Annotated in this window: 11 protein-coding genes; 5 read left to right on the plus strand and 6 right to left on the minus strand. The window is 64.2% G+C overall.

Translation table 11 applies throughout. The annotated features are described in order from the left end of the window. The first annotated feature begins 425 nt into the window (after positions 1-425). Positions 426-740: an ATP-dependent Clp protease adapter ClpS gene (gene clpS / locus HWX53_RS04565; protein ID WP_008351199.1), complete on the plus strand. Its 315-nt coding sequence runs from the start codon at positions 426-428 to the stop codon at positions 738-740. Continuing rightward, positions 737-3040, plus strand: a complete 2304-nt coding sequence (clpA, locus tag HWX53_RS04570) for an ATP-dependent Clp protease ATP-binding subunit ClpA (protein WP_175939639.1) — start codon at positions 737-739, stop codon at positions 3038-3040. The genes clpS and clpA overlap by 4 nt, the downstream gene beginning before the upstream one ends. A 71-nt stretch (positions 3041-3111) precedes the next feature. Here the strand turns inward: clpA and dut are convergent, their stop codons facing one another. The 6 genes from dut to HWX53_RS04600 form a co-directional block, all read right to left on the minus strand. After that, positions 3112-3558 carry a dUTP diphosphatase gene (gene dut / locus HWX53_RS04575; protein WP_175939640.1) on the minus strand — a complete coding sequence of 149 codons (447 nt, stop codon included), beginning with the start codon at positions 3556-3558 and terminating at the stop codon, positions 3112-3114. Positions 3559-3560: 2 nt separating this feature from the next. After that, the gene (locus HWX53_RS04580) at positions 3561-4568 is read right to left on the minus strand and encodes an LLM class flavin-dependent oxidoreductase (RefSeq protein WP_175939641.1); all 1008 of its coding nucleotides are present in this window, start codon (positions 4566-4568) and stop codon (positions 3561-3563) included. A 7-nt stretch (positions 4569-4575) separates the two neighbouring features. Further along, a complete protein-coding gene (gene coaBC, locus HWX53_RS04585; protein WP_175940600.1) occupies positions 4576-5838 on the minus strand; it encodes a bifunctional phosphopantothenoylcysteine decarboxylase/phosphopantothenate--cysteine ligase CoaBC in 1263 nt (420 codons plus the stop codon). Beyond that, positions 5838-6344: a signal peptidase II gene (gene lspA, locus HWX53_RS04590; RefSeq protein WP_175939642.1), complete on the minus strand. Its 507-nt coding sequence runs from the start codon at positions 6342-6344 to the stop codon at positions 5838-5840. Before lspA ends, coaBC begins: the two co-directional genes overlap by 1 nt. Continuing rightward, positions 6344-9175 (minus strand): isoleucine--tRNA ligase, encoded by a 2832-nt coding sequence (gene ileS, locus HWX53_RS04595; protein WP_175939643.1) that lies wholly within the window; start codon positions 9173-9175, stop codon positions 6344-6346. The genes lspA and ileS overlap by 1 nt, the downstream gene beginning before the upstream one ends. Before the next feature lie 99 nt (positions 9176-9274). Further along, positions 9275-10270 (minus strand): bifunctional riboflavin kinase/FAD synthetase, encoded by a 996-nt coding sequence (locus HWX53_RS04600; RefSeq protein WP_175939644.1) that lies wholly within the window; start codon positions 10268-10270, stop codon positions 9275-9277. Positions 10271-10436: 166 nt separating this feature from the next. Here HWX53_RS04600 and purN point away from each other — a divergent pair, with 166 nt between their 5' ends. From purN to HWX53_RS04615, 3 genes are read left to right on the plus strand one after another with little or no spacing between them, the layout of a single operon-like run. Further along, entirely contained in the window at positions 10437-11087 is a 651-nt protein-coding gene (purN, locus tag HWX53_RS04605) for a phosphoribosylglycinamide formyltransferase (RefSeq protein WP_175939645.1), read from the plus strand. Continuing rightward, positions 11084-12391 (plus strand): RsmB/NOP family class I SAM-dependent RNA methyltransferase, encoded by a 1308-nt coding sequence (locus tag HWX53_RS04610; protein ID WP_175939646.1) that lies wholly within the window; start codon positions 11084-11086, stop codon positions 12389-12391. The genes purN and HWX53_RS04610 overlap by 4 nt, the downstream gene beginning before the upstream one ends. Before the next feature lie 7 nt (positions 12392-12398). Continuing rightward, positions 12399-13775 (plus strand): mechanosensitive ion channel domain-containing protein, encoded by a 1377-nt coding sequence (locus HWX53_RS04615; RefSeq protein ID WP_175939647.1) that lies wholly within the window; start codon positions 12399-12401, stop codon positions 13773-13775. Positions 13776-14003 lie beyond the last annotated feature (228 nt).

Genomic DNA, 14003 nt, shown 5'->3' on the forward strand with positions numbered 1-14003 from the left:
TCCCCTCGGCCTTTTTTGCCCGATGTCCCCGGAAAAAAGTGCCAGTTTGATTGTTAAATCTCTTAAATCGAGTGTCAAGGAATTTTTGGGATGGCCGTTAAGCTCGTTGCAAAGTCCACATTCGTAGGGTAATTCCTGCTTTCCCGTGTGCGCCGCCGTCCAAGCAAGGCATCTTGAAAAGTCGCATAATCGTCTCACTTGTGTGATACGCCCGGCAGCGCGCCACCGTCGTGCGGTTTGTTTTTTTTGAAGCTGTGCGATACTGGATTCGACGAGGTGCAAGCGGGCCGCGCCGAAGGTTGGGCGCCGGCAGGATTCGATGGACGGTCGCTGCGCGACGCGTGTTTTCCAGCCATACCATAGGGCCGTGCGGCCAGTGCTGGAGCGGCAATTGCGAAGGCGTCCGTGTTGTTTAGAATGGGTGTATGGCGATAAATCCCAACAAGCAGGATGGCACGGTACTCGAGCGGCAGGAGCAGAAGCTCAAAAAGCCGGCGATGTACAAGGTGGTGCTGCTGAATGACGACTTCACGCCGATGGAATTCGTCGTGATGATCGTGCAGGAATACTTCAATAAAGATCGTGAGACTGCGACGCAGATCATGCTGAAGGTTCATCGCGAGGGCAGGGGAGTTTGTGGGGTCTACACGCGGGATATTGCGTCGACCAAAGTTGAGCAAGTCGTTAGCCATGCACGGCAAGCGGGGCATCCGCTGCAGTGCGTGATGGAGGAAGCATGATTGCCCAGGAACTGGAAGTCAGTCTGCACATGGCGTTTATGGAAGCACGTCAGGCGCGGCACGAGTTCATAACGGTCGAGCATCTTTTACTGGCCTTGTTGGACAATCCGACCGCGGCTGAAGTGCTGCGCGCCTGCGCAGCAAATATCGAGGATTTGCGTCAGAACCTGCGCAATTTCATTCATGACAACACGCCGACCGTGCCCGGCACGGACGACGTCGATACCCAGCCGACGCTTGGTTTCCAGCGCGTGATTCAGCGCGCGATCATGCATGTGCAATCGACTTCGAACGGCAAGAAGGAAGTGACCGGCGCGAACGTGCTCGTCGCGATCTTCGGCGAGAAGGACTCGCACGCGGTCTACTACCTGCAGCAGCAGGGCGTGACGCGTCTGGATGTCGTGAATTTCATTTCGCACGGCATCGCGAAGACGAACAGCGGCGACGCCGCGAAGGCGAACAGCGAAGCGAATCCGGAATCGGAAGACGCCGCCGCGCAGAAGGAAACGCCGCTCGCGCAATTCACGCAGAACCTGAACCAGCAGGCGAAGGACGGCAAGATCGATCCTTTGATCGGCCGCGAGCTGGAAGTCGAGCGCGTGGTGCAGGTGCTCTGCCGCCGCCGCAAGAACAATCCGCTGCTCGTGGGCGAAGCGGGCGTCGGCAAGACGGCCATCGCCGAAGGTCTCGCCTGGCGCATCACGCGCGGCGAAGTGCCGGACATCCTCGCGGATGCGCAGGTCTACTCGCTCGACATGGGCGCGTTGCTCGCGGGCACGAAGTATCGCGGCGATTTCGAGCAGCGTCTCAAGACGGTGCTGAAGGAACTGAAGGAGCGTCCGCACGCCATTCTGTTCATCGACGAGATCCACACGCTGATCGGCGCGGGCGCGGCATCGGGCGGCACGCTCGACGCTTCGAACCTGCTGAAGCCGGCGTTGTCGTCGGGGCAGCTGAAGTGCATCGGCGCGACCACGTTCACGGAGTATCGCGGCATCTTCGAGAAGGACGCGGCGCTGTCGCGGCGCTTCCAGAAGGTGGATGTCACCGAGCCTTCCGTCGAGCAGACGGTCGCGATTCTGCGCGGTCTCAAGTCGCGCTTCGAGGAACACCACGGCGTGAAGTACTCGTCGGGTGCGCTTTCGGCGGCGGCTGAGTTGTCGGCGCGCTTCATCACGGACCGTCATCTGCCGGACAAGGCGATCGACGTGATCGACGAAGCGGGCGCGGCGCAACGCATTCTGCCGAAGTCGAAGCAGAAGAAGACCATCGGCAAGAGCGAGATCGAAGAGATCATCTCGAAGATCGCGCGCGTGCCGGCGCAAAGCGTGTCGCAGGACGATCGCAGCAAGCTGCAGACGCTGGACCGCGATCTGAAGGCCGTCGTGTTCGGTCAGGATCCGGCCATCGACGCGCTGTCGGCGTCGATCAAGATGGCGCGCGCGGGTCTCGGCAAGACGGACAAGCCGATCGGCGCGTTCCTCTTCTCCGGCCCCACGGGCGTCGGCAAGACGGAAGTGGCGAAGCAGCTCGCGTTCACGCTCGGCATCGAACTGCTGCGCTTCGACATGTCCGAATACATGGAGCGCCATGCGGTGAGCCGGCTGATCGGCGCGCCGCCGGGCTACGTCGGTTTCGATCAGGGCGGCCTGCTGACCGAGGCCGTCACGAAGAAGCCGCATTGCGTGCTGCTGCTGGACGAAATCGAGAAGGCGCACCCGGACATCTACAACGTGCTCTTGCAGGTGATGGACCACGGCACGTTGACGGATAACAACGGGCGCAAGGCGGATTTCCGTAACGTCATCATCATCATGACGACGAACGCGGGCGCCGAGGCGATGGGCAAGGCGGTGATCGGTTTCACGTCGCGCCGCGAGTCGGGCGATGAAATGGCCGACATCAAGCGCATGTTCACGCCGGAGTTCCGCAACCGTCTGGATGCGATCATCAGCTTCCGCTCGCTGGACGAGGAAATCATCCTGCGCGTGGTCGACAAGTTCCTCATGCAACTGGAAGATCAGCTGCACGAGAAGAAGGTCGATGCGGTGTTCACGGATGCGCTGCGCAAGCACCTGGCGAAGCACGGTTTCGATCCGCTGATGGGCGCGCGTCCGATGCAGCGTCTCATTCAGGACACGATTCGCCGCGCGCTCGCCGACGAGTTGCTCTTCGGCAAGCTGCTCAACGGCGGCCGCGTGACCGTGGACGTCGATGCGGAAGACAAGGTGCAGCTGACGTTCGACGAGAACTCGGCGCCGCCGCGTAATCCGAATCCGGAAGCGATCGAAGTCGACTGATCGTGAGTTAGCCTCAAAGAAAAACGGCGCGTTCTTTCGAGAACGCGCCGTTTTTTTGGGCTTCGGAAAGCTCAGTGCTTGCCCGTGCTGCCGAATCCGCCCGCGCCGCGTTCGCTCGCCTCGAAGTCATCGACGATATTGAACTGCGCCTGCACCACCGGCACGATGACCAGTTGCGCGAGCCGTTCCATCGGATTCAGCGTGAACGCGGTGTCGCCGCGATTCCACGTCGAAACCATCAGTTGCCCTTGATAATCGGAATCGATCAGGCCGACCAGATTGCCCAGCACGATGCCGTGCTTATGACCGAGACCCGAGCGCGGCAGAATGAGCGCCGCATAGCCGGGATCGGCGAGGTGGATGGCGAGGCCGGTGGGCACGAGCACCGTCTGATGCGGCTCGATGACGAGCGGCGCATCCAGACACGCGCGCAGGTCGAGGCCGGCGCTGCCGGGCGTAGCATAAGCGGGCAGGAAATCGCGCATGCGCGCGTCGAGAATCTTGACGTCGAGTTTCATGGTCAGGCTGAACGGCCGAGCGCGAACGCGTCGGCGAGGAGTTGATAGGACCGCGTGCGTGCGGCGTAGCTGCCGGCGACCGTCAGAACGATCAGTTCGTCGGCGTCGAATTGTTCTTGCAGCGCGTGAAGCTTTTCGGTGACGCGCTCCGGCGTGCCGATGATGCTGCGCGCCTTCTCATGCGCGATCACCGCCCGCTCGCGCTCGCCGTATTGCTGCGCGACGCCCTGCGCGATCGACGGAATCGGCTGGTTCAGGCCATACGCCATCTGCACGCGACGCAGATCGACGGCCTTCTCCAGTGCCACGGCTTCGTCTTCGGTATCGGCGCAGATGGCGAACACCGCCGCCGCGAGATACGGCTTCTCTTCGTGACCCGCGACGAACCGCTCGCGATACGCCTCCGCCACGTGATGCCCCATGTGCGCGTTGATGAAATGCGCGAACGCGAAACGGATGCCGAGTTGCGCGGCGAGCAGACCGCCGAAATCGCTCGATCCGAGCATCCACAGTTCGGGGCGCGTGTCGATCTGCGGTTGCAGCAGCACGCCTCTGGCGAGCGAATCGTCGGGAATCTTGCCGTCGAAGAGCGCGATCAGTTCGGCCACTTGCTGCGGAAAGATATCGCCGCGATTGTACGACCCGGCAGCCACTGCCTGCGCGGTCCGCATGTCGCCGCCCGGCGCGCGGCCGACGCCCAGATCGACGCGATTCGGGAACAACGCCTCCAGCATCAGGAACTGCTCGGCGACCTTGAACGGGCTGTAGTACGGCAGCATGACGCCGCCCGAGCCGATGCGAATGCGCTTCGTCAGACTGCCGATACGCGCGAGCATCACTTCCGGGCACGGGTTCGACACGCCGTACAGGCCGTGATGCTCCGCGCACCAGTAGCGCGTGTAGCCGAGATCGTCGGCGAGTTGCGCGAGGTCCAGCGTCGCGGCGATGGCGTCCGCCGTCGTGTGGCCGTGGATGACCGGCGTCTGGTCGAGAACGGATAACTTCGTCATGTCGAGCCTACGAGAGAAGCGAGCCGCCGCTCGGCGCGCGCTTGGCGATTTCCGCGATCAGCGTGCGCGCGAGCGACTGTTTATCGGCGCGCGGCAACGGCGTTCTGCCCGATGCCTCGAAGAGCACGACTTCGTTGTCGTCGCGGCCGAAGGTGAGCGGCCCGAGATTGCCGATCAAGAGCGGCACGTTCTTGCGCTTGCGTTTTTCCTCGCCGTGCAAGTCGAGGTCGCCGCTTTCGGCCGCGAAGCCGACGCAATACGGCGGATTCGGCAGGTTTGCGACCGAAGCGAGAATGTCCGGATTCTCGACGAAGTTGAACGCCGGCAACGCATCGCCCGACTTCTTGATCTTGTGCTCGCTCGCGTGATCGACGCGCCAGTCCGCCACCGCCGCCACCGCGATGAAAATCTCGGCATCGGACGCGGCCTGCATGACGGCATCGTGCATCTGCTGCGCGGTCTGCACGTCTTCGCGATAGACGCCCCACGGCGTGGGCAGCGCAACCGGCCCGGCGACGAGATGCACGTCCGCGCCCGCCTGCGCCGCCGCGCGCGCGAGCGCGAAGCCCATCTTGCCCGACGAGCGATTCGTGAGGCCGCGCACCGGATCCAGCGGCTCGAACGTCGGGCCCGCGGTAATCAGCACGCGGCGGCCGCGCAGAATCTTGGGCTGAAACGACGCGCAGATCGCTTCGAACGCGGCTTCCGGCTCGATCATGCGGCCGTCGCCGACTTCGCCGCACGCCTGCGAGCCCGAATCCGGTCCGAGCACTTCCACGCCGTCCGCGCGGATCTGCGCGACGTTGCGCTGAGTCGCCGGGTTTTGCCACATCTGGCGGTTCATTGCGGGCACGACGAGCAGCGGACAATCACGCGCGACGCAAAGCGTGGAGAGCAGGTCGTCGCACATGCCATGCGCGAGCTTCGCGATGAAATCGGTCGAGGCGGGCGCGATGACGATGGCATGCGCCTCGCGCGACAAATCGATATGCGGCATGTTGTTCGGCATGCGCGCATCCCATTGCGACACATACACGGGACGGCCCGAGAGCGCCTGCATGGTGACGGGCGTGATGAATTCCGTGGCCGCTTCCGTCATCACGATTTGCACGGTCGCGCCTGCTTTCACGAGCAGCCGCGTGAGCTCCGCGATCTTGTAGCACGCGATGCCGCCGGTCAGTCCCAGCACAAGATGTTTGCCTGCGAGTTCCAACTTGCCTCCGTCGCAAAAAAAACGCGGCTCCGAAAAGGGAGCCGCGCCTCTGCACATCACTTCGAGCCGCGTACGCGCCGCAGCTCGTCGAAAATCAGCAGCACCGCGCCGACCGTGATCGCGCTGTCTGCGAGATTGAACGCGGGCCAGTGCCACGTCTTCACGTGGAAGTCGAGAAAGTCGATCACATGACCGTAAGCCAGCCGGTCGATCACGTTGCCGATCGCGCCGCCCATGATGAGCGCGAGCGCCGTGCAGAAGAGCCGCTGCGCCGAATGCTTCTTGAGCAGATAGCAGATCACAGCCGCCGCCACGACGCCCAGCGCGGTGAACGCCCAGCGCTGCCAGCCGCCCGCCGCCGCGAGAAAGCTGAACGCGGCGCCGCGGTTATAGACGAGCAGCAGATTGAAGAAGGGCGCCAGCGCGTGCGGCTCGCCGTACGCGAACACCTTCTGGACCGCGATCTTCGTCAACTGGTCGAACAGAATCACGATGAGCGCGACGCCGATCCACGGCGCGAGCGAACCGCTCGAAGTACTTTGTTTCGCCATAGTCCTTGCCATTATGCTGCGCCTCGCGTTTCGCCAGCGCCGAAGAGATTGGAGAAGCAGCGGCCGCAGAGACCCGGATGCTCAGGGTGCGAGCCGACGTCGGCGCAGTAGTGCCAGCAGCGTTCGCACTTCAGGTAGCGCGATGCGGTCACGTCGACGCCTTCTTCGGCTTCGCTCGCCACGCGCTCGACCGACGCCTGCGACGTGATGAGCACGAAGTGCAGCGCATCGCCGAGGCTCGCGAGCGCGTCGTACCGCGCGCCGCTCGCGCGAACGACGACTTCCGCCTGCAACGACGAGCCGATCAGATTCGCGGTGCGCGCTTCTTCCAGCGCCTTCGTCACGTCGCCGCGCGCCGAGCGGATCAGCGACCACTTGTCCAGCAACTCACCGCCGTTCGGAATGTCCGGGTACGTCGCGTAGACCTCGGCGAAGATCGTGTCCTGGCCGGGCTTCAGCACCTTGTACGCTTCTTCCGCCGTGAACGAGAGATACGGCGCGACGAGTCGCAGCAAGCCGTGCGCGATGTAGAAGAGCGCGGTCTGCGCGCTGCGGCGCTCGCGCGAATCGGGCTTCGTCGTGTAGAGACGGTCCTTCAGCACGTCGAGATAAAAGCCGCCCAGGTCTTCGGAGCAGAACGTCGCGATCTTCGCGACGACCGGATGGAACTCGTACTTCTCGTAGTGCGAGAGCGCGTCGTCCTGCAAATTGCGCGTGAGCGCCACGGCGTAGCGGTCGATTTCGAGCCAATCCGCGACCGGCACCGCGTTCTTCTCGAAGTCGAAATCCGAGAGATTCGCGAGCAGGAAGCGCAGCGTGTTGCGGATACGGCGATACGTCTCCGTCACGCGCTTGAGAATTTCCTCGGAGATGGCGAGCTCGCCGGAATAGTCCGTCGACGCGATCCACAAGCGGATGATTTCCGCGCCGAGGCGATTCGCCACTTCGTGCGGATCGACGCCGTTGCCGAGCGACTTCGACATCTTGCGGCCTTCGCCATCGACGGTGAAGCCGTGCGTGAGCAGCGCGTCGTAGGGCGGACGGCCGTCGAGCATGGATGCCGTGAGCAGCGACGAATGGAACCAGCCACGATGCTGGTCCGAGCCTTCGAGATACAGATCAGCCGGGAATTGCAGCTCGTCCTTGTGCGAGCCGCGCAGCACGTGCCAGTGCGTCGTGCCGGAGTCGAACCAGACGTCGAGCGTGTCGCGGTTCTTTTCGTACATGTTCGCGTCGTCGCCGATCAGCTCGCGCGGATCGAGCGTTTGCCACGTCTCGATGCCGCCTTGCTCCACGCGCTTCGCCACTTCCTCCAGCAATTCGATGGTGCGCGGATGCAGTTCGCCCGTTTCCTTGTGCACGAAGAACGCCATCGGCACGCCCCATTGACGCTGGCGCGAGAGCGTCCAGTCCGGACGGTTCGCGATCATGCTGAAGAGGCGCTGCTTGCCCCACGACGGATAGAACGCCGTGTTCTCGACGCCTTCGAGCGCGGTTTCGCGCAGCGTCTTGCCACCGTCCTTCGGGGTCACGTCCATGCCCGCGAACCATTGCGACGTCGCGCGATAAATGATCGGCGTCTTGTGACGCCAGCAGTGCATGTAGCTGTGCGTGTACTTCTCGGTCTTGAGCAGCGATCCGGCGTTGTTCAGCGCTTCCACGATTTCGGGATTCGCCTTCCAGATCGACAAGCCGCCGAACAGCGGCAGCGATTCGATGTAGCGGCCATCGCCCATCACGGGGTTGATGATGTCCGAATCCGCCATGCCGTGCGCCTTGCACGATACGAAGTCTTCTACGCCATAGGCCGGCGACGAATGCACGACGCCCGTGCCGCTTTCAGTCGTGACGTACTCGCCGAGATAGACGGGCGACGTGCGCTTGTAGCCCGGATGCGCGGCCGCGAGCGGATGATGGAAGCGCACGTTGGCGAGCTTCGCGCCGGTCGTCGTGGCGATCACTTCACCGGGCAAACCGTAGTTCTGCAAACACGCTTCGACGCGCTCGGCCGCGAGGATCAGCAAACCGCGCGGGGTATCGACGAGCGCGTACACGATCTCCGGATGGACGTTGAGCGCCTGGTTCGCGGGGATGGTCCACGGCGTCGTCGTCCAGATCACGATGCCGCCTTCCGTCTTCGGCAGCGCGGGCAGGCCGAACGCCTGCGCGGTCTTGTCCGGCTCAGCGAACGGGAACAGCACGTCGATCGTCGGATCGGTCTTGTCCTTGTACTCGACTTCCGCTTCGGCCAGCGCCGAGCCGCAGTCGAAGCACCAGTTCACGGGCTTCAGGCCACGGAACACGAAGCCCTTTTCCATGATCTTCGCCAGCGCGCGGATTTCGCCCGCTTCGTTCACGAAGTTCATCGTCTTGTACGGGTTGTCCCAGTCGCCGAGCACGCCCAGACGCCGGAAGCCGACCTTCTGCTTCTCGATCTGCTCGCTCGCGTAGGCGCGCGCCTTCTGCATGACTTCGGCGGCGGGCAGCGACTTGCCGAACTGCTTCTCGATCTGGATCTCGATCGGCATGCCGTGGCAGTCCCAGCCCGGCACGTACACGGCGTCGAAGCCCGCGAGATTGCGCGCCTTGACGATCATGTCCTTCAGGATCTTGTTGACCGCATGGCCCAAGTGAATGTCGCCGTTCGCATACGGCGGGCCGTCATGCAGGATGAACTTCTTGCGGCCGCGGCTCGCCGCGCGGATTTTCTCGTAGACCTTGTTCTCCTGCCATTCCTTGACCCACGCGGGTTCGCGCTTGGGCAGATCGCCGCGCATCGGAAACGGCGTGTCGAGCAGGTTGACGGGGTATTTCGAGGAGGCTTTCTCTTTCTTGTCGCTCATGGGTGACTCAGTGAATTCGGTGAGACGGCGCGTTGGCGCGCGGTGATTCGGAGGCGGGGCAGCGGGCGATGCGCGCATGGATCATGCGGCACGGCGCGCTCACCTAATTCGGTCGGTGGCCGAAATGGCGAAGCCCGTCGCGCGGCTGCCGGCGTTGCTGGCGGGCGGCAGGCCGAAGTAGGCGCGCGCGTTGTCGACGTCCCTCGCGATGGCGGCGGACAGCGTTTCGAGGTCGACGTACTTCTCCTCGTCGCGCAGCTTTTTCAGAAACTCCACCCGCACGAGCTTGCCGTACGCGTCGCCGTGCCAGTCCAGCACGAAGACTTCGAGCAGCACGCGGCCGGAATCGTCCACGGTCGGACGCAGGCCGAGGCTCGCGACGGCGGGCAGCGGTTCGTCCGCCAGGCCGTGCACGCGCACGACGAAAATGCCCGCGAGCGCCGGGCGCTTGTGGGCAATCGGAAGGTTGAGCGTCGGAAAGCCGAGATCGCGGCCGAGCTTCGCGCCATGCACGACGTGGCCGCTGATGATGTACGGACGCCCGAGCGCGACGTTCGCGGCGTCGAGATCGCCCGCGACGAGCGACGCCCGCACCGACGACGACGAAATGCGCGCGCCGTTCGGATGCGCGACGGTGGCCATCTGCTCGACTTCGAAGCCGTACTTGTCGCCTGCGGCCTTGAGGGAATCGAAATTGCCCGCGCGTTTCGCGCCGTAGCAGAAGTCGTCGCCGACCATGACCCAGCGCGCGTGCAGGCCGTCGACGATGACGTTCTTGACGAATGTGTCCGGCGGCTGGCTCGCGAACGTGTGATTGAAATGCTCGACCACCACGCGGTCGACGCCGTTCGTGCGCAGCGCTTCCAGCTTGTCGCGCAGCATGGCGATGCGCGGCGGCGCGCCGGCCGGATTGAAGAACTCGCGCGGATGCGGCTCGAAGGTCATCACGCAGACCGGCAGCCCGCGCGCGTCCGCAGCGGCCCGCACGCGCGCGAGCAGCGCCTGGTGCCCGCGATGGACACCGTCGAAGTTGCCGATGGTCAGTGCGCAGGGCGCCCGGCTTTCGGCATTGGGGAGGCCGCGAAAGACTCTCACGATAGGCGTTGGTCGGTGGGAGGGCTGATGCTGCAAAGCGTTCGATTATAAACGCTCGCACGGATGCACGGGCGCGCGCGCCGGGCAGCGGCGCCGGAGCGCCCGGCGCGCCGCCGTCGTCTTACTGGCACGATTTTCGCCGTCCCCGGAATGATAAAATCCGCGGATGAAAAAAATCGTCATTCTGATCTCCGGACGCGGGAGCAACATGGAGGCCGTCGTGCGTGCTTGCGCGCGCGAGGGCTGGCCGGCGCGCGTCTGTGCGGTCATTTCCAATCGGCCCGATGCCGCCGGGCTCGGCTTCGCGGCCGCGAACGGCATCGAAACGGTCGTCGTCAATCATCGCGAATTCGACGGCCGCGAAGCGTTCGACGCCGCGCTCGCGCGTGAAATCGACCGCTTCGAGCCGGATCTTGTCGTGCTGGCCGGCTTCATGCGCGTGCTCACCGATGCGTTCGTCGAACGCTACGCCGGGCGCATGCTCAATGTGCATCCGTCGCTCTTGCCGTGCTTTGCCGGCCTGCGCACGCACCAGCAGGCGCTCGACGCCGGCGTGCGCGTGCACGGCGCGAGCGTGCATTTCGTGACGGCGAAGCTGGATCACGGGCCGATCGTCGCGCAGGGCGCGGTGCCGGTCATCGCGGGCGACGACGCCGCTGCGCTCGCCGCGCGCGTGCTCGCTGTCGAACACATCATTTACCCGCGCGCAGTGCGCTGGTTCGTGGAAGGGCGTCTTTCTATCGAGGGCGAACGAGTCGCCCTCACGCCGTCTGAGCCGCAGTGGCTCTTTGCCGACATTGCCGGGGAGGGCGCATGAGGCTGCATGGATTTCTGATTGGTCAAACCGAAACGTTGCTCGCGGACGTGCTCCGCTTTTCCGGTCCCGCCGATGCCGCGACGAGCCGTTTTTTCCGCGCGCATCCGAAGCTCGGTCACGGCGAGCGCGGCGTGATTGCCGAGGCGGTCTTCGCCGTACTGCGGCGGAAGATGGAGTTCTCGCATCTCGCGGAAAGCGGCACCGGCAATCAGGCGCGGCGTCTCGCGCTGCTCGGGCTGATGCAGACCGCGGGCCTCACCGCGCTCAAGCCGTTCGTCTCGGCGGACGAGCATCAGTGGCTCGCGCAAGTGTCGAAGATCGATCCCGCGAGCCTGCCGGTGCGCGTGCGCACGAACCTGCCGCAGTGGATCTACGACGCGATGGCCAAGCGCTTCGAGCCGGACGAGCTCGCGCAGCTTGCCGCCGCGCTGAACTATCCGGCGCCGCTCGACTTGCGCGCGAATCCGATCAAGGCGAGCCGCGACGTGGTGCGCAAGGCGCTCATCGACGCGGGCATCGACGCGTTCGACATGCCGTTCGCGCCGTTCGGCATCCGCGTGGAAGGCAAGCCGGCGCTCACGCGCCTGCAGCCGTTTCAGGAAGGCTGGATCGAAGTGCAGGACGAGGGTAGCCAGTTGCTGTGCTCGCTGGTGGCCCCACGCCGCGGCGAGATGATCGTCGATTTCTGTGCGGGCGCGGGCGGCAAGACGCTCGCGCTCGGCGCGATGATGCGCTCCACCGGCCGTTTGTATGCCTTCGACGTCTCCGACCGGCGGCTCGCGAAGCTGAAGCCGCGTCTTGCGCGCAGCGGGCTGTCGAACGTGAATCCGGTGCTGATCGACAGCGAACACGACGCGAAGATCAAGCGCCTCGCGGGCAAGATCGACCGCGTGCTCGTCGATGCGCCGTGCTCCGGGCTCGGCACGCTGCGCCGCAATCCCGACCTCAAGTGGCGGCAGTCGCCCGCGACCGTCGCGGAACTGACGCCGAAGCAGCTTTCGATTCTCACGAGCGCCGCGCGGCTCGTGAAGGCGGGCGGCCGTCTCGTCTACGCGACGTGCAGCATGCTCGAAGCGGAGAACGAAGGCGTCGTCGCGCAGTTCCTGGAAACGCATCCGAACTTCCGCGTGGTGCCGGCGCGCGACGTGCTGGCCGAGCAGCGCATCGAACTCGACACGGGCGAGTATCTGTCGCTGTGGCCGCACAAGCACGGCACGGACGGCTTCTTCGCGGCCGTGCTGGAGCGGGTGCCCGGCGCGAAGGCGCAAGCGGCAGAAGAAGGCGCCGGGGAAGCAAGCGCTTAAGCGCGCGATGCAGAACCGCTTCCTGAGCCACCTCTCGGAACGGCTCGTCCGGGACTTCGGCGAGCCGGAAGTGCTGTGGCAGGTCGGCGCTCTGATCGCGCTGCTTGCCATCGCGTGGTGGTGCGCCGGTCTCTTGCGCAAACAGCTCGACGCGCGGCGGCAGTCGCGCTTCGAGGCCGTGCGCTTCGGGGCCGAAAGTCTGAATAAGGCGCTTTTTCCGCTGCTCGGGACCGTCTTCGTCTCCGTCGCGCGACTGGCGCTCGCGCCCATCATGCACACGGCGCTGCTGCAACTCGCGCTGGTGCCGCTTTGCGGCATCACCGTGATCTACACGATGTTCTACGCGGTGCGCCGCGTGTTCAGCAAGAGCGCCACGGGCGGCGCGGACCACGAGGCCGGCGCGCTGCTGTTTCTGTTCGAGAAAGTCGTGACGGTGCTCGTCTGGGTCGCGATGCTGCTCACGGTGATGGGCATTCAGGACGACGTCGTGCGCTGGATGGCGAGCGTGCGCTTCAACTTCGCCAACGCACACATGACGCTGCTCTCGCTCGCCTCGGGCGTGCTCTGGGTGTGCGTGACGCTGATCGTCGCGATGTGGGCCGGCGCGCTGCTCGACGACCGCCTCATGCGTTCGCGCTCGCTCGACGCGAATCTCAAAGTGGTGCTCGGGCGCGTCGCGCGGGCGCTGATGATTCTCGCGGCGATTCTCGTGAGCCTGTCTATCGTCGGCATCGACATCACGGTGCTCGGCGTGTTTGGCGGCGCGCTCGGCGTCGGGCTCGGGTTCGGCTTGCAAAAGATCGCCAGCAATTACGTGTCGGGCTTCATCATTCTGCTCGACCGGTCGCTCAGGCTCGGCGACATGATCAACGTCAGCGGCTTTCAGGGCACCGTCACGCAGATTCGCACGCGATACACCGTCGTGCGCGGGCTGGACGGCATCGAAACGTTGATTCCGAACGAAAAGCTGATTACCGATGTCGTACAGAATCACTCGTCGTATCTGACGCGCGGCAACGCGAAAATCGCGGTGCAGGTGAGTTATCGCTCGGACGTGGAACGCGCGATGCGACTTCTCGTCGAAGCAACGTACGGCGTCGAGCGTGTGTTGCAGGATCCGGCGCCCGCGGCGCTGCTCGCGAGTTTTGGCGCGGACGGCATCAATCTGGAACTGAGCTTCTGGATCGAGGACGCGGCGAAGGGCACGGGCGGCGTTAAGTCGCAAGTCAATCGCAGCGTGTGGCGTTTATTCTGCGAGCATGGCATCGAGATTCCGTACGCGCAGCGCGAAGTGCGAATCGTCGGCGGTGCGGCAAGCGAATCGGTAGGAAATGCCGGTTTTCCTGGCGATGCACCCTCGTCAACGGCTGGAAGCGCCGCCTGAAGCAACGGCAGTGCGCCATTCCTTCCGTTTTTGCAAGGGTGACGCAAATTTTGGCCGCGTGAGATTTTTCTCGTAGGGCCGAGATTCAAAAAAATTCACCTTTACGACAACGACTTGGAACGCATGCAGTAGAATGCGATCGAACTTCGGCGCTGACCTTTCACGCGCCCGACATGCGGCGATAAGTCGATTCTTGACATTCTTCGTCGGCCATTTTTTCCGAATTTC

It is taken from the genome of Caballeronia sp. BCC1704, assembly GCF_902833455.1.
In the GTDB taxonomy this organism is placed as follows: Bacteria; Pseudomonadota; Gammaproteobacteria; order Burkholderiales; family Burkholderiaceae; genus Caballeronia.